Origin of the sequence: Microbacterium sp. 22215, from assembly GCF_052045655.1 — a bacterium.
Lineage (GTDB): Bacteria > Actinomycetota > Actinomycetes > Actinomycetales > Microbacteriaceae > Microbacterium > Microbacterium phyllosphaerae.
This window is the reverse complement of the sequence record NZ_JBQEPC010000006.1, coordinates 59,600-82,055: the sequence shown is the minus strand read 5'-3', so window position 1 is coordinate 82,055 and position 22,456 is coordinate 59,600. Positions and strand designations below refer to the sequence as shown.

Sequence of the window (22,456 nt, the reverse complement as noted above, 5' to 3'; positions counted from 1 at the left end):
AGTACTGAATCATGACCACTGACCTTCGCATCGGCGTCGTCGGCGCCGGCCTCATGGGCGCCGACCACATCACACGCATCACCCACCGCATCTCGGGAGCCGTCGTCTCGGCGATCATCGAGCCGGATGCCGGACGCGCCGCTGCGGCGCTGTCGAACGCACCCGGCGCTGCGGCATTCAGCCGTGTGGAAGACGCGATCGCCGCGAACGCGGTCGACGCCGTGCTGATCGCGACGCCGGGGCAGTTCCACAAACCCGTGCTGGTGCCGGCGCTCGAGGCGGGTCTGCCGATCCTCTGTGAGAAGCCGCTCACTCCCGACTCGGCGACCTCGCGCGAGGTGCTCGAACTCGAGCAGAAGCTCGACAGGCCGCACATCCAGATCGGCTTCACGCGCCGCTTCGACCCAGAGTACGCGGCACTACGTGACCTGATCGCCTCGGGTGACGCGGGCGACCTGGTGATGGTGCGCGGTGTGCACCGCAACCCGTCCGTTCCCGACAGCTACACCCAGACGATGCTCATCACGGACTCGGTCGTGCACGAGTTCGACGTCATCCCGTGGCTGGCAGGTTCCAGCGTGAAGTCGGTGGAGATCAAGTTCCCCCGACGCAACACCCTCACCCCCGAGCACCTGCGTGAGCCCATCCTCGTGATCATGGAGCTCGAGAACGGCGTGCTCGTCGACGTCGAGATGAACGTGAGCGTGCAGTTCGGCTACCAGGTGGGCACTGAGGCCGTGTTCGAGAAGGGGATTGCTCGCATCGGGCAGCCCTCCGGTCTGCAGCAGTGGCGGGACGGGCAGTTCATCATCAACGACCACGTGAGCTTCACCACGCGCTTCGCGACGGCGTACGACCGCCAGATCCAGCGCTGGGTCGACGCCGTGAAGGACGGTCGGCTCGTGGACGGCCCGAACGCGTGGGACGGCTACCTGGTCGCGCTCGCGTGCGAGGCGGGTGTCAAGGCCCTGGATGGCGGTATCGTTCCGGTCGAGACCGCCGAGCGCCCCGCGTTCTACGCCTGAGTCAGGAGACGACACATGGTTCGCATCGCTCTGGACCCCACGCCGTACCACCACGATCACTCGCTGCTGGATTTCCCCGACGTCGCCGCACGTCTCGGGTACGAGTATCTGCACCTCACGCCGCACGCCGACTTCGCGCCGTTCTTCCGGCATCCGAAGGCGGATGACGCCCTGGTCGCCGCGCTGAAGAAGCGCGCGGCAGACGCCGGCGTGACGATTCCCGCTCTGCTGCCTGTGCAGCGGATCTCGTCGCCGGTCGAGGCGGAGCGGGTCGCCGCGGTGCGCAACCTGCGGCGGATCATCGAGCTCGCCGTCGCGCTGGAGGCTCCCGTCCTGAACACCGAGTTCTCCGGGCGCCCCGAGCGCCAGGAGGAGAGCGAGGATGCGTTCTACCGTTCGATGGAGGAGCTGCTGCCGATCCTCGAGCGTGAGGGCGTGCAGTTCAACATCGACCCGCACCCCGACGACTTCGTCGAGGACGGGCTGGAGGCGTGGCGTGTCATCCGTGGGCTGAACTCCTCGGCCGTGGGCTTCGTCTACGTCGCCTCGCACACCTTCCACTACGGTGACCGCGCGACGACGCTGCTTCCCGAGATCGGTGAGCGTCTGGGGGCCGTCTACACCGCGGACACCTTCGACCACCACCGTTCGCACGGACTCCGCTACATCTCGAACCCCCCGGGCAACGCCGCGCGGGTGCATCAGCACCTGCGGATCGGGGATGGCGATGTGGACTGGGTGGAGCTGTTCACGACGCTGAAGGACACGGGATACCTCGATCGTCCCGACGCTCTCGTCGTCTCGAACGTCTTCGCCGAGGACGAGCGGGCCGACGAGGTGTCGCGCTTCCAGCTGCAGACGCTGCGTGAGCTGATCGGCTGATCCGGATCACGCGCCACGCGCCCGAAAGCCCCCGGCCACTCAGGCCGGGGGCTTTCGCGTGCTCGGGGTCTTCGCCGTGGTGGCGCGGGGCTGCCGTGCTCCACGGACGCAGCGCACAGGGACCCGAAGAAGGGGGCGTCGTCGATCAGTCGACGACGCCCCCTTCTTCGGGTGAACTCAGCGCGCGCCGAGGCGGTCCCGCCGGGGGATCGTGCGGATGGCCTGGGTGCGGAAGTCGTCTTCCAAGGTCTCCAGCGAGCGTCCCTTGGTCTCAGGAACCTGGGTCAGGACGAACCAGAGCGATACGGCGTTGACAGCCGCGAACAGGGCGAAGGTCCAGGTCGAGCCGATGCCTTCGACGATCTGCGGGAAGACGAAGGAGATCAGCGCGTTGACCGTCCAGAGCACGAACACGGCGAGACCCATCGCGAGCCCGCGGATGGCGAGCGGGAAGATCTCGCTCAGCAGCAGCCACACGACCGTGCCGATGAAACCCTGCACGAAGGCCACGAACAACATCATCGCGGCGAGGATCAGGTAGCTCACGGCGTCCGAGTGAGGGAGCAGGAAGACCAGTGCGAGCACGATCTGTGAGCCGACCACACCGCTGAACCCGATCGCGAGCATCCTGCGACGCCCGACGAAGCCGATCAACCAGATCCCGACGACGGTCATGGTCACGCTGGTGAGCCCGACGCCGATCGTGGCGATCAGGGCGGCCTGGTCACCGAGTCCCGTCTGCTTCAGGATGCTGGGAGCGTAGTAGTTGACCGTGTTGATCCCCGTCGCCTGCTGGACCGCAGCGAGTCCGAATCCGACGTACAGCAGCCGTCGCATCCAGCGATTGTCGCGCAGCGCGCGCCACGCATGACGCCGCTGGTCGCCCTCGGAGCGGGAGTTCTTCTCGATCTCGGCGAGTTCGGTCTCGACCTCTTCGGGGGTGCGGCTGCGGCTGAGCACGGCACGCGCTTCGTCGAGGCGTCCGCGGGCACCGAACCAGCGAGGAGACTCGGGCAGCACCAGCATGCCGACGAGGAGGATGAAAGCGGGAACGGAGGCCACTGCGAGCATGATGCGCCACACGTGAGTGTCGCTGATGAGCACGGCGAGCAGCGCGTTGATCGCGAAAGCGAGCAGCTGTCCGGTGACGATCATCAGCTCGTTGATCGTCACCATGCGTCCGCGCTTGTCGGCCGGCGCCATCTCGGCCAGGTACAGCGGGCAGGCCACCGCTGCCGCTCCCACGCCGAAGCCGAGGAAGATGCGGGCGATGACCATGATCGCCACGTTGGGTGCGATCGCACAGGCGATCGCACCGATCAGGAAGATCACGGCACAGACGAGAAGGCTGCGTTTGCGGCCGAGGGCATCCGCGATGCGACCGCCGAGGAGGGCACCGAACGCGGCGCCCGGGAACAGGAGCGAGCTCACGACCCACGCCTCTTCACCCGTCGACATCGCGAGGTCGTCGCGCATGTAGAGCAGGGCGCCGGAGATCACCCCGGTGTCGTACCCGAAGAGCAGACCGCCCAGGGTGGAGATCACCGTCAGGCGGGCGAGGAAGCCGCGAGAACCGGGCTTCCCAGAGGCCACCGGCGATGGCCTGGTGATGCGGGAATTCGACACGAGGACGCTCCTTTGCGTGGATCCGCCGTCCGCGGGTGCGGCGGCGTCTTGGGACACGGTTCACCTGGGCAAAGCCATGTAAAGACATTCTTGCATGACATTTTCGATCAGTGCAAGCCTCGTTGACATCCCCAAGAGACGATGTAAGAATGTTAGAACAAAGTTGACCAAGGAGACCGCATGCCACTCGTTCGCATCGACCACAGCGACGCCCGCACGAACTCGACACAGATCGCCGCGGCGATTCACGACGCTATCGTCGCGATCTACGGCATCCCGCAGCGGGACCGGTTCCAGGTCATCACCGCTCGAGGGGCATCGAGCATCGTCGCCGAAGATGCGGGTCTCGGATTCGACAGGGTGGACCCTGTCATCATCCAGATCTTCACGCAGCGCGGTCGCAGCGACGAGACCAAGCAGGCCCTGTACGCCGAGATCGCCGAGCGACTGGCTGCCGTCGGCGTCTCCGGAGAGGACGTGTTCATCGGATACGTCGAGAACGGCCCGCAGGACTGGTCCTTCGGGTTCGGTCGAGCCCAGTATCTGACCGGCGAACTCGACGTTCCCGCCGCACAGCCGAGCGTCTGAGGGGGCGACGACATGAGCACCATCGCATCAGCCATGAACGCCACCGCATCCGATCTCCCGCTCGCTCGCGCAGTCGCCGGCTACCCCACCGCCCTCTGGAATGACTCAGCAGACCCTGAGGAACTGCGTCGCTCGATCGAGTTCGGCGCGGTCGGTGCCACCTGCAACCCGGTGATCGCGTTGACCGCGATCCGCACCCATCCCGACGTGTGGACGCCGCGTCTGCAGGCCCTCGCCGACGAGCATCCCACCTGGGGCGAATCCGAGCTGGGGTGGGAAGCGGTGCGGGAACTGTCGATCGCCGCGGCCGCTCAGCTGCTCCCCGCCTTCGAGGCATCCGGTGGACGCAATGGACGACTCTCCATCCAGACCGACCCCCGCCTGCACCGCGACCGCGATGCGCTCGTCGCCCAGGCGGAGGAGTTCTCGCAGCTCGCGCCGAACATCATCGTGAAGATCCCCGCGACGGCGACCGGCGTCGCGGCGATGGAGGAGGCGGCGTACCGCGGGGTCAGCATCAACGCGACGTTGTCGTTCACCGTCGCGCAGGCGGTCGCTGTCGGCGAAGCGTTGGAACGCGCGCTCGACCGGCGAGCGGCGGAGGGTCTTCCTGATCGGGAGTTCGGTCACGTCGTGACCATCATGGGAGGCCGTCTGGATGACTGGCTCAAGACATGGAGCGCGAAGAACCGCATTCTCGTCGCACCCGGTGCCCTCGAGTGGGCGGGAGTGGCCGCCCTCAAGCGCGCGCACGTGATCTTCACCGAGCGCGGATATCGCAGCCGCATCCTCTCGGCGGCCTTCCGCAATTCGCTGCAGTGGTCGGAGCTCGTCGGGGGGGACCTCGTCATCTCGCCACCGTTCGACTGGCAGGCGCGAATCAACGAGAACCACCTGCCGGTGGCCGATCGGATCTCGATGCCCGTCGATCCGATCATCCTCGATGCCCTGCTCGCTCTGCCGGAGTTCGTCCGGGCCTACGAACCCTATGGCCTGACGCACGAGGAGTTCGCGGACTTCGGTGCCGCACGCAATACTCTGCGGCAGTTCCTGGATGCGGCCGCCCAGCTCGATGCTCTCGTGCGCGATGTGCTCGTCCCGGCGGTATGACCGCAGCAGCTGAGCCCGTTGACGGAGTCTCCTTCCGGTCGCGCCGGTGGGTGCGGCCGGAAGACCTCAATGCGCACGGAACACTCTTCGGCGGCAGTCTGCTGAGGTGGATCGACGAAGAAGCAGCGATCTACGCGATCCTGCAACTCGGCAACCCACGGGCCGTGACGAAATACATGTCCGAGATCGACTTCGTGAGTTCAGCCGCCCAGGGCGATCTGATCGAGCTCGGCATCCGGGCCACCGCGTTCGGTCGCACCTCGCTCTCGATGCGCGCCGAGGTGCGGAACATGGTCAGCCGGCGACAGATCCTCGCGATCGAGCGGATCGTCTTCGTCAGCCTGGGGGTGGACGGTCTTCCGCAACCGCACGGCCACACCGAGATCACCTATAAGCGGGATCGGCTGTCGGGGGGATCATCCTCCGGCCGTGATCCCCAGTGAACTCACGACGGGCTGGACTGCAGATGGTCTCCGACGCCGAGACGCGGATGCGCTGGTGCGCTCCAGGGCCTGCTCGGCGGTCCTGCTCGCCACGGAGTATTGGGGATCGCCTGTACTCTGTGTCGAGAGATGAGCGATCGACCCCGCGATACTGCCGCCAAGCGACCGACGGTGTACGACGTCGCCCGGCTGGCCGGAGTCTCCACCGCCACCGTCTCGTTCTCGTTCTCCCGCCCGGAGCGCGTCAAGAACGAGACGCGTCTGGCCGTGTTGAAGGCGGCCGAGCAGCTGGGATATGTGCCGAGCGCCAGTGCCCGCGGTCTCGCCCGGGGCAAGACCGGCGCGCTCGGACTCTACTCGTTCGATTACCTCCTGGAACCGAGTCTCCGCGCGGGCTCCAGCGACGATCTCGTCGCGCATGCGTTGGCAGTTCCGGACGGTCGACTCTTCCCCCTCTACGCCGACGAGGTGCAGCGCGGGGTGCAACTCGAGTGCCGTGCACAGGGGTACGCCCTGATGCTGGGTGCCGGCAGCCCGACGGATCTGCCCGACGTGGTGGATGTCGCCGGGCGGGTCGACGGCCTGATCGCTTTCGCCGGGGCTGCGCCTGCTGATTCGCTGGCGCAGATCAGTGCACGGCTGCCGGTCGTGGAGTTGGGGGGTGCCGTTCGCCGCACGGGGATGCACACGGTCTTCGTCGATCAACGGACGGCGATGGTGGAGCTCGTCGAGCATCTCCTCACGGTCCACGGCTACCGTCGGCCCTGGTACGTCGGTGCCCTCAGCACCCCCGAGTTCGAGGCGCGCTACGAGGCGTTCGCCCGGGTCGTCGGTGATGCCGGACTGCCCGTGCCTCCTGTGACGGACAGTCATCCGGGCGACGATGTCTCCACCGAGGCCGCTGTGCGCGCCGCGCTGGCCCGGGAGGACAGGCCTGACGTCTTCGTCTGCTCGACCGACCAGGAGGCGCTCGTCGCCATCCGCGTCCTGCGGGAAGAAGGGTTGAGGGTCCCGCGTCACATCGCGGTGACCGGGTTCGACGGAGTCATGGCGGGGCGATTCGGCGCGCTCACGCTGACGACCGTCCGGCAGCCCATGGAGGCGGTGGGGCGCGTAGCTGTGCGGATCCTGCTCGAGGCGCTGAACGGAGATGTTGCGGCGGACCACCACGCGACTCTTCCCTCCGCCGTATGGCTCGGGGAATCCTGCGGCTGCGAGGGTGCACCGCTCGCCTGAATCCGAGGCGTCAGCCGAACGAGCGAAGATTCTCTTGCGTAACGGATGTTATGCGCTTAGATTTTGACTCAACCCGTTCAAGGCGGCCCCTGCCGTCGTTCGACATGAGTAGGAACGAAGATGATCCGAACTAAAGCGACACTTGTCGTCGCACTCGCCGCAGTCGCGGCTGTCGCACTCTCCGGCTGCGGCCGAACTGATGACGCGAAGCCGCAGGAGGAAGCGGTCGAGCTGACCGACGGTCCCGCGACCGGAGATCTGACGATCTGGGCGCAGGGCACGGAGGGGGAGGCGCTGAAGAAGTTCCTGGCCCCCTTCGAAGCGGCTAACCCTGATGTCAACATCGAGGTCACGGCGGTTCCGTGGGATTCCGCGCAGAACAAGTACCAGACCGCGGTCGCGGGCAACACGACGCCCGACATCGGCATGCTCGGCTCCGACTGGATGGCTTCGTTCCGTCAGGCGCTGCTGCCCACCCCCGCCGAGATCGATACGAGCGACATCTTCCCCGTCGCCCTCCAGACCACCGATCTCGGGGGCACGCAGTTCGGAGTGCCCTGGTACGTCGAGACGCGTGCGCTGTTCTACCGCACCGACCTGATGAAGCAAGCCGGAATCTCGGAGTTCCCCACGGACTGGGACGGGTTCAAGTCACTCGCCAAGGCCTACCAGGACAACGGCGCCGATTACGGCGTGACCCTCCCGGCAGCGGGATGGAACTCGTTCATCGGCAACCTCCCGTTCATGTGGTCCAACGGTGGCGAGATCATGAACGACGATCAGACCGAGTGGACGATCGATACCGAAGAGAACGCCGCGGGACTCGAGTACGTGCGCAGCTTCTTCGACGAGGGCATCGCCGACCCGAACCCTGACAACGAGAGCGGCTCGCAGGTATCCCGCTTCGTCGACGGTTCCACGCCGATGTTCATCAGCGGCCCGTGGGACGTGCCGGGTGTGCTCGATGCCGGAGGCCCGGACTTCGCTGACAAGTACTCCGTCGCGCGCATCCCCGCGTCCGCGACGGGGGAGTCGACCTCGTTCTCGGCCGGTGGCAACCTCGCGGTCTTCAAGAACTCGAAGAATCCGGATGCCGCCTGGAAGCTCATCCAGTGGCTCATCGAACCCGATGTGCAGGTCAAGTGGTACGAGACGGTGAACGGTCTGCCCTCTCAGCAGTCCGCGTGGGAAGACCCCGCACTCTCCGATAACCCGATGACTGTGACCTTCGGCGAACAGCTGCAGAGCACCCGGACCGCGCCATCGCTGACCGTCTGGCCCGAGGTCTCCTCGGCGGCGGACACGCAGATCGAGCAGATCATGCTCGGAGTGATCTCCGCGAAGGATGGTCTGGCGGCCATCCAGGCTGAGGCCGACAGCTTGGGACTCGGCGACTGACGATGAGCGTGATCTCTCCACGAGCCGCCGCGGCNCGGCGGCGGTGGTCCTGCGGGAACGCGGAACCGCACGACCTGGGTGGCCTATCTGTTCGCGCTGCCTTTCATCGCGAGCTTCGCCCTCTTCATGCTCTACCCGCTCCTCTCGTCGTTCGTGATGTCGTTCACGGACTTCACCAGCCGTGACATCGGCGACCCTTTCGCGGTCGACTTCGTGGGGCTCGGTCAGTACGTCGAGCTGTTCCAGAACCCGCAGTTCACGCGCTCGATGTGGAACACGGCGTATTTCGTCGGCATCGGCATCCCCCTGACGATGATCGTGGCGCTGGCGCTGGCTGTCGCCCTGAACAACGGCATCACCCGATTCCGCACCGCTTTCCGAGTCGGTTTCTACGCACCCGTCGTGACGAGCATCGTCGCCGTCGCCGTCGTCTGGCGATTCATCCTGCAGCCAGACGGTCTGCTGAACATCCTGCTCGCCGGTGTCGGGATCGAGGGGCCCAACTGGCTCAACGACCCCATCTGGGCGATGCCTTCGCTCATCATGATGGCGGTGTGGCGCAACATGGGGACGCTGATGATCATCTTCCTGGCCGGGCTGCAGAACATCCCGCAGGATGTGCTCGAGGCCGCCGAGGTGGACGGCGCAGGGGCCTGGCAGCGTTTCGCACGGATCACGCTTCCGATGCTCCGCCCGACGCTCCTGCTCGGAGCGATCCTGCTCTCAGTTGGGTTCCTCCAGTTCTTCGAAGAGCCGTTCGTGATGACCAAGGGCGGACCGCTCAGCTCGACACTGTCGATCAGCTACTTCACGTTCAACCAGTTCGGCTTCGGCAACTACGGCACTGCATCGGCCGCAAGCTATGTGCTCTTCATCGCGATCGCCCTGCTGAGCCTCTTCCAGTTCCGATTCTTCCGTTCGAAAGCCTGATGCCATGAGCACGCAGATCTCCGCCGCCGCCACGACCGTGGCGACCGCTTCGACCCATGGCAGACCGGATGAGTCCGCCTCTTCCCGTGCGCGCAAGCGTCGCCCCCGCTCCTCGGCGCGCATCGTCGTGTACGTGGTGCTGACGCTGGCCGTGCTGGTGACGATGGCCCCGTTCGTCTGGATGTACCTGGGATCGGTCAAGACGCAGCAGGAGTTGGTGCGTCGTCCACCCACCTGGTGGCCGGAGTCCTTCACCTGGGACAACTTCGTCACCTGGTTCACGAAGCTCGATTTCGGCACCTTCTTCTTCAACAGCGTTGTCGTCGCCGGCTTCACGGTTCTCGGCACGCTGCTCTTCTGCTCGATGGTCGGCTACGCTCTGGCAAAGCTGCAGTTCCCGGGCAAGAGTGCGCTCTTCGTCCTCGTCCTCGTCACGCTCATGGTGCCCGGTGTGGTGACGTTCATCCCGCTGTTCGTCGTCATCAGCAACCTCGGACTGGTGAGTACCTATCCCGCCCTGATCCTGCCGTTCCTGGCAGGTCCGCTCGGTGTCTTCCTGATGCGTCAGTTCATCGGGGAGATCCCCGATTCACTGATCGAGGCTGCGCGCATCGACGGCGCGGGAGAGATGCGCATCTTCGCGACGATCGTGCTGCCGTTGTGCAAGCCTGCGCTGGCGACGCTCGCGATCCTGACCTTCCTCGGATCCTGGAACAACTTCCTGTGGCCGCTCGTCGTGGCGCAGAGCGAGCGCATGTACACCCTTCCGGTGGCGCTCTCGCTCTATTCGGTGGGACAGAACGCCACCAACTACGGAGTTCTCCTCGCGGGATCCGTGCTGGTGATCACGCCCGTCCTGCTGATGTTCATCGCTCTGCAGAAGTACTTCATCCAGGGCATCGCCATGACGGGAATCAAGTGAACACGAACCTCGACACCACGACCACTCGTGGCGACGTGCGCGAACCCGTGCGCTTCGCGGCGAGTCGGGAACCGATCATCGCCGGTTTCCATCCCGATCCGAGCATCTGTCGCGCAGGCGACGAGTACTTCTTGGTGAACTCATCTTTCGAGTACTCGCCCGGCGTGCCGGTGTGGCGCAGTCGAGATCTGGAGCGGTGGAGCCTGATCGGCAACGCCTTCACCCCCGAGCAGAACTGGGTCCCGGGGCACGCCAGTCCGGGAGGGGGGATCTACGCGCCGACGATCCGCCACCACGACGGGCGGTTCTGGATCATCACCACCGACGTGTCGGCCTCGGCGGGACAGGTGATCACGTCGGCCACCGATCCGGCGGGGCCGTGGTCGTCGCTGCAACGCATCGAAGGGCTGGTGGGCATCGATCCCGACATCGCCTGGGATGGCGATGACTGCTACGTCACCTATTGCTCGACCGATCCCGACATGCCGGGCATCGCGCAGGCGCGTGTGGACCTGGCTACCGGAGACATCCTCGAGGGTCCGCACGTGCTGTGGCGGGGGACAGGACTCGCGTTCCCCGAAGCGCCTCACCTCTATCAGCACGATCACTGGTGGTATCTGGTCATCGCTGAGGGCGGTACAGAGCGGGGGCACGGAGTCTCGGTCGCGCGCTCGCGCTCTCCCCGTGGTCCGTTCGTCTCCTCCTCAGAGAACCCGATCTTCTCGCACCGGAGCACTTCTCACGCCGTGCAGAACACCGGCCATGTCGACCTCGTCGAGAAGCCCGACGGGGAGTGGGCGGCGGTCTACCTGGGTGTGCGCCCGCGGGGTGTGACGCCGATGTTCCACGTCAACGGGCGAGAGACTTTCCTCGCCGGAGTGACCTGGAGTGACGGGTGGCCGGTGATCGAGGTCGATCGCTACGAGCTCGATGCTCCGGACCGGTCCTTCACCGACACCCTCGAGGCCCCGTTGCACCCGCGATGGATCTCACCGGGGCTCGCCCGCGAATCCCAACTGCTCCCACGAGACGATGGTGGTGTCGACGTGGTCGAGGTGGCTGGGCCGACTCGCTCGCTGACCGCTGTCGTGACGCGCGTCACGGACGAATGGTGGAGGTTCGATGCTGCCGTCGATGACATTCGGGGCGAGGCCGCGGCGGTCCTGCGGATCGACGACGACCACTGGGCGGAGGTCAGAGCCGAATCCGGCAAGGCGGTGGGGATCCTACGCATAGGTCCTGTCGAGCATCGTCTCGGCGAACCGCTCCTCCTCGACGCGTCGGCGCCGGTGGTTCTGTGTGTGAGGACGACCGACTCCCGGACGGGCGGGCCGGATGACGTGGTCCTCGGGCTGGTGCAGGCCGGAGTCGAATACGAGCTGGGGCGTTTCGACGGGCGATATCTCTCGACGGAAGTCGCTGGAGGGTTCACCGGTCGCGTCGTCGGGGTGAGAGCGGTCTCCGGAGCGTTTCGGGTCAGGAGCGTCGTCTACACCGCGCGTGAATCCGCGTCGGACGAGCGGGACTGAGGCTGCTGCCGCGGAACCGGTCTGGGTGCGGGGAAGCTTCCGGCCGCGGCCAGCCCGGAGCGAGGTACCACCCCCGCGGCGATGCTGATGAAGCGCCCGGCGTCGGTGGCCGCGGCGATGTCGATGGTGGTGTGGTGTCCGCTGGCGTGCAAGGCCCAGGCGAGGTCTGGGATTCGCCGCCCGGCGTGCAGCTTCGAGGGCCCAGCAGGACGACGTCGCCGATCTCATCAGGATTCAGACAGAGCTCGAGGATGCCGTCGCCGGCGGCGCCAGCGGATGGCTCGACGTCGTCGCAGATGCCAACGTCCGATTCCATACGCGCATCCTCGAGATCTCGCAGACCCCGTTCCTCGACGGCTTCGTCGCAACCCTGCACTCCGCGTCTTTCGTGCGCCGAGCGTTCCGCGGGTATTCGGCCGAGGACATCCGGCGGACCATCGGTTCGCATCGTGACATCATCGCCGGGATCCAGACGGCGAATGCGGCTCTCAGCGAGGCCGCGATGCAGGCGCACATTCTCGCGGCGATCCCGGCTGCCACGCAGGTCTTCCGCGGTACGTCGGAGCTCCCGGACTGATCGCGAGGGAGGATGCGCGCGCAGCCGAGCGCCGGCGGTCAGCGAGCGGTGCCGTCAGGGAGGTGATCCTCTCGGCGGCGCGAGGCCGTCGCTCGTCGCCGTCAGAAGCGGAGCAGGCTGCGGATCGCGACGACCGCGCCCGCACGAGCCCATTCCGTGAACTCGAAGGGCTGGATGTCGAGGGGGGCGGGCAGTGCGCTCGGCAGGCGGACCGCCTCGAGCGTCTGCAGCACCACGTCGCCGGCCAGGTCCATCACGGCGAGACCGTCACCGGTGAGGACGATCTTCTCCGGATCGAGTCCGTTCAAGACGGTGCCGAGAAGGAGTCCGAGTGCGCGGGCGGCGTCCTGGAATGCCGACACGGCGTCCGCATCGCCGGCGCGCGCGAGCTCGACGGCCCCGTCGTAGTCGAGACCGTCGACGCCGATCGAGCGCACGATGCTCTCGCTGGGGAGATACGCGCTCGCGCAGCCGTGGTGACCCAGCCCGCAACGCGGGCCGTTCGAGTCCACCACCAAGTGGTCGAGCTGACCGGCGCGTCCGTTGTGCCCCGTGACCACCCTGCCCTCGATCACGAGGCCGAAGCCGATGCCCGCGCCGACGGTGACCAGTGCGAGCGAATCGCACCCCGCGCCCGCGCCGAACCAGTGCTCCGCAGCAGTGAGGGCACGGACGTCGTTGTCGGCGGTGACGGGGATGCCGAGCCGGGCCTCGAGCATCTCGGCCAGGGGGACGTCGTGCCACTGGAGGAAGTAGGACGCGACGACGATCTGGCGTCCGCCGATCGTCGCGAGGTCACCGGCCAGGCAGATGCCCGCGGCGCGGATGTCGCCGACGGTGTCGGCGAAGTGTCGATGGATCCGCGTGATCTGATCGATCGTGTCGTCGACGGACGTCGACACGAGCCGTTCCTCTACCGAGGCGATGGTCTCCGCGCGCAGAGTGGTCACCACGGCGAACACGGCATCACCGGTGAGTTTGATCCCGAGCAGGTGGTGGGAGTCGCCGCGGACGACGAGCATCTCGCTCGGGCGGCCCATCGCGCCGCGGAGGGTGATCTCGTCCTCAGCGATCAGCTGGTTGTCCACCAGCATCCGCGTCGCGCGGGTCATGCTGGCGCGGGAGACCTGCAGCCGCCGGGCGATCTCGGCGCGGGGAAGGGGGCCGTGGATGAGGAGTTCGCGCAGGGCGCCTCGCTCGACTCCGGTCAGGTAGGGCCATGCGTGGGTTCCCACGTCGGCAGCTTCGTCCGTCACCTGTCCTGCTTTCGATCCATCGACACCCGGATCCTATCGCCAGGGCTATACTAGGTTCACTTTGTAAACCTAGGTAATAAAGTAGCAGGTCGTCGACGCGACCTCCTCCACGAACCCGCCTCAATGCAAGGATGCTCATGGCCTACCGACCGCTGCATGACAACTGGACCCTTTCCGCCGTCTCCGGCCCGTTCCCCGCGACGCTTCAGGACCTCTCGGTCGCGGCGACGGTGCCGGGTTGCGCCCACACCGACCTGTTCGCAGCCGGGCTGATCGATCCGCCGTTCGACGGGGACAACGAGTCGCGTCAGCAGTGGATCGGGAACACCGTCTGGCGCTACGAGACGGAGTTCGAGTGGCACGACGACGGTGCCGACCGCCATGACCTCGTCGCGCAGGGGCTCGACACGGTCGCCGTGATCGAGGTCAACGGTCACCTCGTCGCCGAGACAGAGAACCAGCACCGCAGCTACCGGTTCGACGTCGGATCCGTGCTCCAGGAGGGAGTGAACACGGTGACGATCACCTTTCGCGCGCCCGTCGACGAGGCAGAGGCACGCAGCGCCGCGCACGGACCCCGACCCCACGTCAACCACCACCCGTACAACGCACTGCGCAAGGCAGCGTTCAACTTCGGCTGGGACTGGGGGATCGACGTCGCGACGAGCGGCATCTGGCGGCCGATCGGACTGGAGAGCTGGTCAGGTGCGCGAATCGCGTCGGTGCGCCCCCTCGTCGACCTCCGTCAGGGCGCCACGGGCGCGGACGGTCTGCTCGATGTGCGGATCGCCCTGGACTGGGCAGGGGCTTCAACCGGTGAGGCGGTGGAGGTCACTGCATCCGTCGGCGGTGCGGTCGTCACCGAGCTCGTGCCTGAGGGGACAGCTGAGGTGAGGTTGGCCCTCGAGGTGCCGGACGTCCAGGTGTGGTGGCCGGTGGGACACGGCGGGCAGCCCCTGTACCCGGTCGAGATCGGCGTGCAGCGCGGGGGCGTCGCAGTCGATGCGTCCGAGACCAGGGTCGGGTTCCGCACCGTGCATGTCGACACACAGCCGGATGTCGAGGGAGCGCCGTTCACGGTGATCATCAACGGTCGGGTGATCCAGGTGCGGGGGGCGAACTGGATCCCGGACCACGCCTTCGTCACCGAGGTCGACGCGGATCGGTACCGTCGCCGCATCCGCGACGCCGTCGAGTCGAACATGAACCTTCTGCGGGTGTGGGGTGGCGGCATCTACGAGTCCGACGACTTCTACGCGGCCTGCGACGAGGCCGGCATCCTGGTCTGGCAGGACTTCCTCTTCGCGTGCGCCGCGTATGCCGAGGAGGAATGGCTGGCGACGGAGGTCGAGGCCGAGGCGCGCGAGGCGATCGTGCGGCTCAGTGCGCACCCCTCGCTGGTCATCTGGAACGGCAACAACGAGAACATCTGGGGTTACCACGACTGGGGCTGGCAGGAGAAGCTGGACGGGAGGACCTGGGGCGTCGGCTACTACCGGACCCTGCTCCCGGCCCTGGTGGCCGAATTGGACCCGACGCGCTTCTACTCCGCGGCGAGTCCCTACTCGTTCGACGACGACCTGCATCCCAACGACGAGTCCCACGGCACCATGCACATCTGGGACGTCTGGAACACGGAGGACTACTCCGTGTATCGAAACCATCGCCCGCGTTTCGTCTCGGAGTTCGGCTTCCAGGGGCCGCCCGCCTGGACGACCCTGGTCGATGCGGTGCATGACGAGCCGCTCGAGCCCTACGGCACCCAGATGCTCGTGCATCAGAAGGCCGCGGACGGCAACCTGAAGCTGGAGCGCGGCATGCAGGGGCACCTCCCGGAGCCGAGGTCGATCGAGGAGTGGCACTGGGCGACGCAGCTCAATCAGGCTGCGGCCGTGCGCTTCGGCATCGAACACTTCCGGTCCCTTTCGCCGCGGAACACCGGCGTGATCGTCTGGCAGCTGAACGACAGCTGGCCGGTCGTGTCGTGGGCGGCGGTGGACTTCGCCGAACGCCGCAAGCCCCTCTGGTTCGCGTTGCGCGACGTGTACGAACCGCGCCTGGCGACATTCCAACCGCGCGAGGGCGGTGTGGCGCTCGTCGTTCTGAACGACACCGACGAGCCGTGGCAGGGCGACATCCGATTGCAGCGGACGTTATTCGACGGCTCGTCGCTCGCCGAATCGCGGGTCTCCGCGTCGGTGCCCGCTCGTGGCGAGGCGACGGTGCAGGTCCCCGCAGACCTCGCGGCCTTCGGCGATGACTCCCGTGAGATCCTCACCGCCCGCCTCGACGGCTACGCGACCGCGATCCACGATCCGGCGCAGGTCGTCGACCAGGCGCTCGATCCCGATCCTCTCGCCGTGGAGGTCCGAGAGGTCGCCGGTGAGAGCGGGGTCGTGCTCGTCGAGGTCTTCGCTCGCTCCTACGTCCGCGACATCACGCTGCTCGTGGACCGCTTCGACGTCGATGCCCGCGTGGACCGGGGGATGGTGACGCTGCTCGCGGGCGAGAGCGCGGTGTTCCGGGTGACGACCGCCTCCACAGCGGATCGGAGCGGCCTCGTCGAGTCGGCCGTGCTGCGGCACGCCAATTCCCTGCACAGCGCGTACAGCGCCGCGATCTGACATCAGGCACCTCCGATGATCCGACTTCCGGAGCCCGCCGTCACCCCCCTGCGCGGCGGTCCCATCGCCCGCTGGGGGGTGCTGGGACCGGGCGGGATCGCCGAGGACTGGGTGAGCGCACTCCACCGACACACCGATCAGCGGGTGGTCGCCGTCGCGTCGCGGTCGGCCGATCGTTCGGAGGCGTTCGCTGCACGCCACGGAATTCCGAGGCACTACGAGGGGCACGAGGCGCTCCTGCAAGACCCCGACGTCGATGTCGTCTACATCTCGGCACCGCATGCGCAGCACCATCCCCTGGCGCTCGCGGCCATCGAGGCCGGTAAGCACGTGCTGATCGAGAAGCCCATCGCCCTGAACGTCGCACAGGCGGAGGAGATCGCGAGGGCCGCTCGCGCCGCCGGGGTCTTCGCGATGGAGGCGATGTGGTCGAGGTACCTGCCGCAGTCGGATCTCATCGCCCAGCTCCTCGCAGCAGGAGAGCTGGGTGACGTGCGACTGGCCACCGCGCACCTCGGGTGGCAGTGGCGGTACGACCTCGCCGATCGCAATTTCGATCCGGCGGCGGGGGGAGGGGTGATGATCGACGCAGGCGTCTACAGCCTCTGGTTCGCGCACTCGGTGCTCGGTGCGGCGAGCACGGTGTCTGCGCGAGGGGCACTTGCTCCGACCGGCGTCGAGACGGAGGCGGTGATCCTCCTGGAGCACGAGAGCGGTGCTCATGCGGCGGTGAGCGCCTCGTGCACGGTGACGACCCCGGGGCTGGCGGCCGTCTACGGCTCGTCGGGAAGCATCCGTTTCGAATCCAGCTTCGTGTTCCCGGCAGAGCTGCGCATCACCGTGCGCAGCGACGAGGCCCACTGGCGTGACCGGAGCGGGCTGACCGGGCGCGACGGGCTGGCCTGGCAGGCCACGGCCCTCGCCGCCTACATCGCCGAGGGCAGAACGGAATCGCCGGTGCACTCCCTCGACGATTCGGTCGCGGTGATGCGCACCCTCGATGAGGCGCGACGGCAGATCGGCAGCCTCTGACGACGGCTGCCGCCGTGGCCATCCGCCGACGCCGGCCGGCTCAGGGGCCCGCCACATCCCTCATGCGGCGGGCCCCCGACGCGTCATCGACGGACGACGTGCAGGACGATCGCCTGCGCGGGCCACAGCGGAGGGACCTGCAGGCCGACTGAGCCGAGCACGGAGCCCGACAGGGCGACCCTGCCCGCCGAGAGCCAGGCGGGCGTCGCGAATCCGTGCTTCGACGTACCGATCTCATCGCGCACCCGCACGTCGTACACGGCGTCCTGGTCGAGACCGTGCAACCGGATCCGCTCAGGAAGTGAGTCCTCGATCGTGGCGACGCTCGCGATCGTGAACACCGCCTCGGAGCGATCGCGGGTCACCGCACCGACCACGCGCAGCGCCGGGTCGCGTACGTCGGCGTGCACAGCGGTCCCGGTATGGATCACGTGCCGCAGTTCTTTGTAGAGGGCGGCCCAGCGAGAGATGGTCTGCACCTCCTCCGGCGTGCAGTCGGCGATGTTCCATTCGAATCCCGCCGATCCCATGAGGCTCGTCGCCAGTCGGAACGAGAGCGGCGTGGTGCGGCCGGACGAGTGCGCGGTCGTCGGCCCGACGTGGCCGCCGACCAGCTCGGGGGCGAGGAGGAGCTGCGTCCACCGCTGGATGTCCTGACGTTCGACCGGATCGTTCGAGTCGCTCGCCCAGACGCGATCGGCCACGCTCAGGATGCCGAGATCGCTGCGCGCACCGCCGGACGAGCATGACTCGATCTCCAGGCGTGGATGGCTGGACTTGAGCTCCGCCATCATCCGATAGAGAGCCCGAGTCTGGGCGTGAGTGCCGGGGCGGCCGGCGTGGACGGGCTCGACGAGGTCGCGGTTGTGATCCCACTTGATGAAGTCGATCCCAAGCTCGGTCACGAGTGCGTCGATACGGCCGAGGATATGGTCGTACACCTCCGGGCGAGCGATGTCGAGGACGTACTGCGTGCGCCAGGACAGTCCGGAAGGTCGCGGCAGATGGTCGTCGGGATGGAGCAACCAGTCGGGATGCTCGCGGGCCAGTTCGGAGTCGAGGTTGATCATCTCCGGCTCGAACCACAGTCCGAACTCCATGCCGAGCTCGTGCACATGATCGGCCAGCGGCCCCAGCCCCTCGGGCCAGATCGTGGTGTCGACGATCCAGTCGCCGAGGCCGCTCCGGTCGTGGCGGCGGCCGAGGAACCATCCGTCGTCGAGGACGAACCGCTCGACACCCACCTGCGCGGCGCGATCAGCCAGAGCCAGCAAGAACGCGGGGTCGTGGTCGAAGTACACGGCCTCCCACGTGTTCAGTACGAGGGGGCGCGGAGTCCGCGGATGCTCCGGTCGAGCGCGTTCGAAACGGTGGAACCGGTCTGTCATCCCGTCGAGGCCCGCGTCCGACCAAGCGAAGTATGCCGTCGGCGTCGTGTATGACTCGCCGGGGCCCAACACGATCTCCCCGGATCGCAGCAGCTCTCCGGCACCGAGGATGTTGACGGAGTCCGGAAGCCGGTCGTTCCGGTACGTCACGTCGGCGCTCCATCCCAGGTGCACGGCCCAAAGCTCGCCGGTGCGGTCTCGGGGAGCATCGATCGAGACGATGTAGAGCATCGGAGAGTCATGACCTCCGCGCCCTCGCCGCGTCTGCCTGGTCGTGGATCCGCGAGGGATCCCGCTCGTGTGCGGATACTTCTCCCGCGTCCATCGACCGGCGAACGTGGTCAGATGGTCTACGGCCTTCGGCGCGGGAAGGGTTGCCTCTACCCAGAGGATCGTGAGGTCATCTCCGGCGTCGCCCGATGATCCCGCAATCGAGGTCACCGTGTGCTCGACCGTGACGATCCCGCCGTCGCGGACGGCGATCGACGAGGACACCCGGAGGCCGTTGCCGATGTCGTCGGCGTCGACCGACAGGGAGCGACCGTCGGCGCTCGGGGTCGCGACGATGTCGGCCCACCGCGGATGCACGGGGACGCCGCGGCGCGTCACAGACAGCCCCGGCCGGCCGGCCCACCCATCGCCTTCGACGGGAAGGATCGATGCCTGCCACGCAGCGTCGAGCGTGCCCGAGGCGTCCTGTCGGCTGACCGCGGCGCCCAGGTCGCTGAGCTGCGCGCTGTCGACCGGGCCGAGATCGCCGCCCCAGAAGAGCACCTGCGGCAATGTCGGCGGATCGTCGAGGTGGGCGGTGGTTGCGATGGTCTCCACCACCACGGAGACCCCGTCGCCGCGGAGATGGACGAAGCGGGGGGACGGAGAAACGTGTGCGGCGTCGCTGCCACGCACAGGGAAAACTGCGAGATCGGTCATGGTGCCCTCTCGAACGGCAGCCGTTCGGTCGACTTGTCGGAACTGCTTGACGGACATAGTTTACCTAAGTAACAATAGGGACGGAAGATGCAGATCTTCGTCCAGCACACACAGTCGGCGCCGACAACTCTCAGTGGAAGCGCCTGAGAAAGGACAACGATGTTCCTCAGGAAAAAGGGCTCGCGGCCCGGCACTCGCACGTGGGTCACGGGAGCCGTCGCGGCTGCCGCGACCGCCCTGCTGCTCTCAGGATGCGCACCCGCAGACGGCGGCTCGTCGTCAGGCTCCAGCGGAGACACCCTCATCGCGTACACCGGTCAGTCCGGCGACTACCAGATCAACTTCAACCCGTACTCGCCGTCGCAGATCGGCGGCATCGGCACGATCTACGAATCGCTATTCTTCGTCACGAACGTGAACAGCGACCCCTACACGCCGCTGCTCGGCACCGAGTACACGTGGAGCGACGACGGAAGGCAGCTCTCCGTCACGCTGCGCGACGACGCGACCTGGTCCGACGGAGAGGCGTTCACCGCAGACGACGTGGCCTTCACGTTCACGATGCTCCTCGACACCCCGTCGCTCAACAACGGCGGTTTCGACGGCACCGTAGAGGCGACCGACGACACGCACGTCGTCTTCACCTGGGACTACCCGGCCTTCGTCAGCGGACCGACGCTGCTGGGCAGGACGCCGATCGTTCCCGAGCACGTGTGGTCGGGCATCGATCCCACGACCGACGTCATGGAGAAGCCGATCGGCACGGGGCCGTACACGCTCGGCAACTTCAAGCCGCAGGCGTTCACGCTGACGGCGAACCCCGACTACTGGGACGGCGAACCGGCCGTGAAGAACGTGCGCTACCTCTCGCTCTCCGGGAACACGGCCGGTGCCGACGCGCTCAAGGCCGGCACGATCGACTGGCAGACCGGACCGGTGCCGGACATCGAGAACGTCTCGACCACCTACCCGGGGTACGACGCGATCACCATCCCGCAGAACCAGGTCGCACTGCTGACCTGCGCGAGTGCCGATCTCGGCTGCACGGGCCCGCAGACCGACCCCGCGGTGCGCCAGGCGGTCTACGTCGCACTCAACCGCGATCAGATCAATTCGCTCGCCTTCCAGAACACGGCCAGTGAGATCTCGCCGACGTTCGCCCTGACCACGACCCAGAAGGATCTCATCTCCTCCGCGGTCGTCGAGCCGGTCGCACCGAGTACGCCCGACCCGGACAAGGCCGGCGAGCTCCTCGAGGCTGCCGGGTGGGTGAAGGGCTCCGATGGCATCTATGCCAAGGGCGGGGAGTCTCTGGCGCTGACGGTGGAAGTCGTCACCGGATGGACCGACTACATCACGGCGATCGACACGATGGCCCAGCAGCTCAAAGCCGCCGGCATCGAGCTGCGCGTCTCGCAGTCCTCGTGGAACGAATGGACGGACAAGAAGGGCAAGGGCACGTTCCAGCTCGCGATCGACGGGCTCGGACAGGGCGCGGCATCCGACCCCTACTACCTGTACGACAAGTACTTCAACACGGAGTTCACCGCTCCGGTCGGCGAAGTCGCTCCGCAGAACGTCGCGCGTTTCAGTGACCCCGACGTGGATGCCGCGCTCGCCGTCCTCAAGGCGACCAGCCCGGAAGATACGGCCACCCGCCAGGCACAGTTCGACATCATCCAGGAGAAGATCGTCGCCTCCATGCCCTACATCCCGGTCCTGACCGGCGGAACGACGAGTGAGTTCCACTCCGACAAGTTCACCGGATGGCCGACTCTGGACGATCTCTACGCATTCCCGGCAGTGTGGGCATCGCCCGACAACGCGCAGATCTTCAAGTCGCTGAAGCCGACGGGAGAGTGAGCGTGATCGTCGCTGAGGAGGAGTTCGTCACACGAGGTGAGGGACGGGCGTCGTGAACTATTTCGTCCGCAAGCTGGGGTTCTACGTGGTCGCCCTGTGGGCGGCGCTGACCCTCAACTTCCTGATCCCGAGGCTGTTGCCGGGAAACCCCGTCGACATCCTGCTCGCCAAGCTGCAGCAACGGGGCGGTATCGTCACCCCCGACACGCGCAAGGCGTACGAGCTCCTTCTCGGCGGCGATTCCTCCGAGCCGCTGCTGCTGCAGTACTGGAACTACCTCATCAACGTGTTCCGAGGCGACCTCGGCGTCTCGGTCAGCTATTTCCCCACCCCGGTCACCGAGGTCATCAGCACCTCGCTGCCCTGGACGATCGTCCTCGTCGGGATCGCCACAGTCCTTGCGGCTGTGATCGGTGTGACCCTCGGGGCGATCGTCGGATGGAAGCCGGGTACCTGGCTGGACTCCCTGGTGCCGGCCACCACCCTGCTGGCAGCCGTTCCCTACTTCTGGCTGGCGCTGATCCTGGTCTACTTCTTCGCCTCCACCCTCAAACTCTTCCCCTCGCAGGGCGGCTACGACGTGGTGCTCGATCCCGGGTTCTCCTGGGAGTTCATCGCCTCGGCCATCCAGTACGGGTTCCTGCCGGCGTTGACGATCGTCATCGCTTCGCTGGGCGGGTGGTTGCTCGGGATGCGCAACATGATGGTCTCGACACTGTCGGAGGACTACATCGTGACAGCGCAGGCGAAAGGGCTGAGCCCCGGCCGCATCCTTCGCAGCTACGCCTCACGCAATGCGGTCCTCCCGTCGATCGCCGGCTTCGCGATCTCTCTCGGGTTCGTGGTCTCCGGCTCCATCGTCACGGAGCAGGTCTTCTCCTATCCGGGTATCGGATCCAAGCTGCTCTCCGCCGTGACCAACAACGACTACGCGCTCATGCAGGGTCTCTTCCTCTACATCACGCTCGCCGTCCTCGGAGCCAACCTCATCGTGGATCTGTTCTACGGCCTGATCGATCCGCGCACCCGGGTGAACGCATGATGTGCGCTGCGCCCCTGGCCGTGCCCACGCTGCACTTCTCGGAAGGAGTCGGCCG

18 protein-coding genes are annotated in these 22,456 nt (G+C 66.8%); 15 read left to right on the top strand and 3 right to left on the bottom strand.

The genetic code is table 11. The features are described from left to right. The first annotated feature begins 11 nt into the window (after positions 1–11). Both ACTJKH_RS11640 and ACTJKH_RS11635 read left to right on the top strand, forming a co-directional pair. A complete protein-coding gene (locus ACTJKH_RS11640; RefSeq protein ID WP_440737058.1) occupies positions 12–1,025 on the top strand; it encodes a Gfo/Idh/MocA family oxidoreductase in 1,014 nt (337 codons plus the stop codon). A gap of 15 nt (positions 1,026–1,040) precedes the next feature. Beyond that, a complete protein-coding gene (locus ACTJKH_RS11635; protein ID WP_440737057.1) occupies positions 1,041–1,907 on the top strand; it encodes a sugar phosphate isomerase/epimerase family protein in 867 nt (288 codons plus the stop codon). 177 nt (positions 1,908–2,084) lie between these two features. On the opposite strand, the gene ACTJKH_RS11630 is transcribed toward ACTJKH_RS11635, so the two are convergent. Continuing rightward, positions 2,085–3,533 (bottom strand): sugar porter family MFS transporter, encoded by a 1,449-nt coding sequence (locus ACTJKH_RS11630; RefSeq protein ID WP_440737056.1) that lies wholly within the window; start codon positions 3,531–3,533, stop codon positions 2,085–2,087. A 180-nt stretch (positions 3,534–3,713) separates the two neighbouring features. Between ACTJKH_RS11630 and ACTJKH_RS11625 the strand changes: the two genes are divergently transcribed. The 9 genes from ACTJKH_RS11625 (at position 3,714) to ACTJKH_RS11585 (ending at position 12,266) form a co-directional block, all read left to right on the top strand. Then, positions 3,714–4,121 carry a tautomerase family protein gene (locus tag ACTJKH_RS11625; RefSeq protein ID WP_440737055.1) on the top strand — a complete coding sequence of 136 codons (408 nt, stop codon included), beginning with the start codon at positions 3,714–3,716 and terminating at the stop codon, positions 4,119–4,121. 12 nt (positions 4,122–4,133) lie between these two features. Then, positions 4,134–5,231 carry a transaldolase family protein gene (locus tag ACTJKH_RS11620; RefSeq protein ID WP_440737054.1) on the top strand — a complete coding sequence of 366 codons (1,098 nt, stop codon included), beginning with the start codon at positions 4,134–4,136 and terminating at the stop codon, positions 5,229–5,231. Continuing rightward, positions 5,228–5,674, top strand: coding sequence for an acyl-CoA thioesterase (locus tag ACTJKH_RS11615; RefSeq protein ID WP_440737053.1), 447 nt, complete (start codon positions 5,228–5,230; stop codon positions 5,672–5,674). The genes ACTJKH_RS11620 and ACTJKH_RS11615 overlap by 4 nt, the downstream gene beginning before the upstream one ends. Positions 5,675–5,803: 129 nt before the next feature. Continuing rightward, on the top strand, positions 5,804–6,910 hold the full coding sequence (locus ACTJKH_RS11610; protein WP_440737052.1) for a LacI family DNA-binding transcriptional regulator: 1,107 nt from the start codon (positions 5,804–5,806) through the stop codon (positions 6,908–6,910). A gap of 120 nt (positions 6,911–7,030) precedes the next feature. Beyond that, the gene (locus tag ACTJKH_RS11605; RefSeq protein ID WP_440737051.1) at positions 7,031–8,308 is read left to right on the top strand and encodes an extracellular solute-binding protein; all 1,278 of its coding nucleotides are present in this window, start codon (positions 7,031–7,033) and stop codon (positions 8,306–8,308) included. A gap of 78 nt (positions 8,309–8,386) precedes the next feature. After that, a complete protein-coding gene (locus ACTJKH_RS11600; protein WP_440737050.1) occupies positions 8,387–9,238 on the top strand; it encodes a carbohydrate ABC transporter permease in 852 nt (283 codons plus the stop codon). A 4-nt stretch (positions 9,239–9,242) separates the two neighbouring features. Next, a complete protein-coding gene (locus tag ACTJKH_RS11595) occupies positions 9,243–10,160 on the top strand; it encodes a carbohydrate ABC transporter permease (protein ID WP_440737049.1) in 918 nt (305 codons plus the stop codon). Next, entirely contained in the window at positions 10,157–11,689 is a 1,533-nt protein-coding gene (locus ACTJKH_RS11590) for a glycoside hydrolase family 43 protein (RefSeq protein WP_440737048.1), read from the top strand. Before ACTJKH_RS11595 ends, ACTJKH_RS11590 begins: the two co-directional genes overlap by 4 nt. 166 nt (positions 11,690–11,855) lie before the next feature. Beyond that, entirely contained in the window at positions 11,856–12,266 is a 411-nt protein-coding gene (locus tag ACTJKH_RS11585; protein WP_440737163.1) for an FCD domain-containing protein, read from the top strand. A 101-nt stretch (positions 12,267–12,367) separates the two neighbouring features. Here the strand turns inward: ACTJKH_RS11585 and ACTJKH_RS11580 are convergent, their stop codons facing one another. Then, complete coding sequence (locus ACTJKH_RS11580) at positions 12,368–13,522, bottom strand: ROK family protein (RefSeq protein ID WP_440737047.1); 1,155 nt, start codon at positions 13,520–13,522, stop codon at positions 12,368–12,370. A gap of 137 nt (positions 13,523–13,659) precedes the next feature. Between ACTJKH_RS11580 and ACTJKH_RS11575 the strand changes: the two genes are divergently transcribed. Together ACTJKH_RS11575 and ACTJKH_RS11570 are read left to right on the top strand one after the other, a co-directional pair. Then, a complete protein-coding gene (locus ACTJKH_RS11575) occupies positions 13,660–16,146 on the top strand; it encodes a glycoside hydrolase family 2 protein (RefSeq protein WP_440737046.1) in 2,487 nt (828 codons plus the stop codon). A 15-nt stretch (positions 16,147–16,161) separates the two neighbouring features. Next, positions 16,162–17,178, top strand: a complete 1,017-nt coding sequence (locus ACTJKH_RS11570) for a Gfo/Idh/MocA family protein (RefSeq protein ID WP_440737045.1) — start codon at positions 16,162–16,164, stop codon at positions 17,176–17,178. A gap of 83 nt (positions 17,179–17,261) precedes the next feature. Here the strand turns inward: ACTJKH_RS11570 and ACTJKH_RS11565 are convergent, their stop codons facing one another. Further along, on the bottom strand, positions 17,262–19,400 hold the full coding sequence (locus ACTJKH_RS11565) for an alpha-galactosidase (RefSeq protein WP_440737044.1): 2,139 nt from the start codon (positions 19,398–19,400) through the stop codon (positions 17,262–17,264). A 255-nt stretch (positions 19,401–19,655) separates the two neighbouring features. On the opposite strand from ACTJKH_RS11565, the gene ACTJKH_RS11560 reads away from it, so the two are divergent. Further along, positions 19,656–21,359, top strand: coding sequence for an ABC transporter substrate-binding protein (locus tag ACTJKH_RS11560; RefSeq protein WP_440737043.1), 1,704 nt, complete (start codon positions 19,656–19,658; stop codon positions 21,357–21,359). Between the two features lie 52 nt (positions 21,360–21,411). Further along, positions 21,412–22,401 (top strand): ABC transporter permease, encoded by a 990-nt coding sequence (locus ACTJKH_RS11555; RefSeq protein ID WP_440737042.1) that lies wholly within the window; start codon positions 21,412–21,414, stop codon positions 22,399–22,401. The last annotated feature ends 55 nt before the right edge of the window (positions 22,402–22,456 follow it).

Bases quoted from the DNA above. Each gene is read 5' to 3' on its own strand.
- ACTJKH_RS11595 (WP_440737049.1), top strand. From the start codon at position 9,243: ATGAGCACGCAGATCTCCGCCGCCGCCACGACCGTGGCGACCGCTTCG.
- ACTJKH_RS11615 (WP_440737053.1), top strand. From the start codon at position 5,228: ATGACCGCAGCAGCTGAGCCCGTTGACGGAGTCTCCTTCCGGTCGCGC.
- ACTJKH_RS11610 (WP_440737052.1), top strand. From the start codon at position 5,804: ATGAGCGATCGACCCCGCGATACTGCCGCCAAGCGACCGACGGTGTAC.
- ACTJKH_RS11625 (WP_440737055.1), top strand. From the start codon at position 3,714: ATGCCACTCGTTCGCATCGACCACAGCGACGCCCGCACGAACTCGACA.
- ACTJKH_RS11560 (WP_440737043.1), top strand. From the start codon at position 19,656: ATGTTCCTCAGGAAAAAGGGCTCGCGGCCCGGCACTCGCACGTGGGTC.
- ACTJKH_RS11605 (WP_440737051.1), top strand. From the start codon at position 7,031: ATGATCCGAACTAAAGCGACACTTGTCGTCGCACTCGCCGCAGTCGCG.
- ACTJKH_RS11640 (WP_440737058.1), top strand. From the start codon at position 12: ATGACCACTGACCTTCGCATCGGCGTCGTCGGCGCCGGCCTCATGGGC.
- ACTJKH_RS11635 (WP_440737057.1), top strand. From the start codon at position 1,041: ATGGTTCGCATCGCTCTGGACCCCACGCCGTACCACCACGATCACTCG.
- ACTJKH_RS11575 (WP_440737046.1), top strand. From the start codon at position 13,660: ATGGCCTACCGACCGCTGCATGACAACTGGACCCTTTCCGCCGTCTCC.
- ACTJKH_RS11570 (WP_440737045.1), top strand. From the start codon at position 16,162: ATGATCCGACTTCCGGAGCCCGCCGTCACCCCCCTGCGCGGCGGTCCC.
- ACTJKH_RS11620 (WP_440737054.1), top strand. From the start codon at position 4,134: ATGAGCACCATCGCATCAGCCATGAACGCCACCGCATCCGATCTCCCG.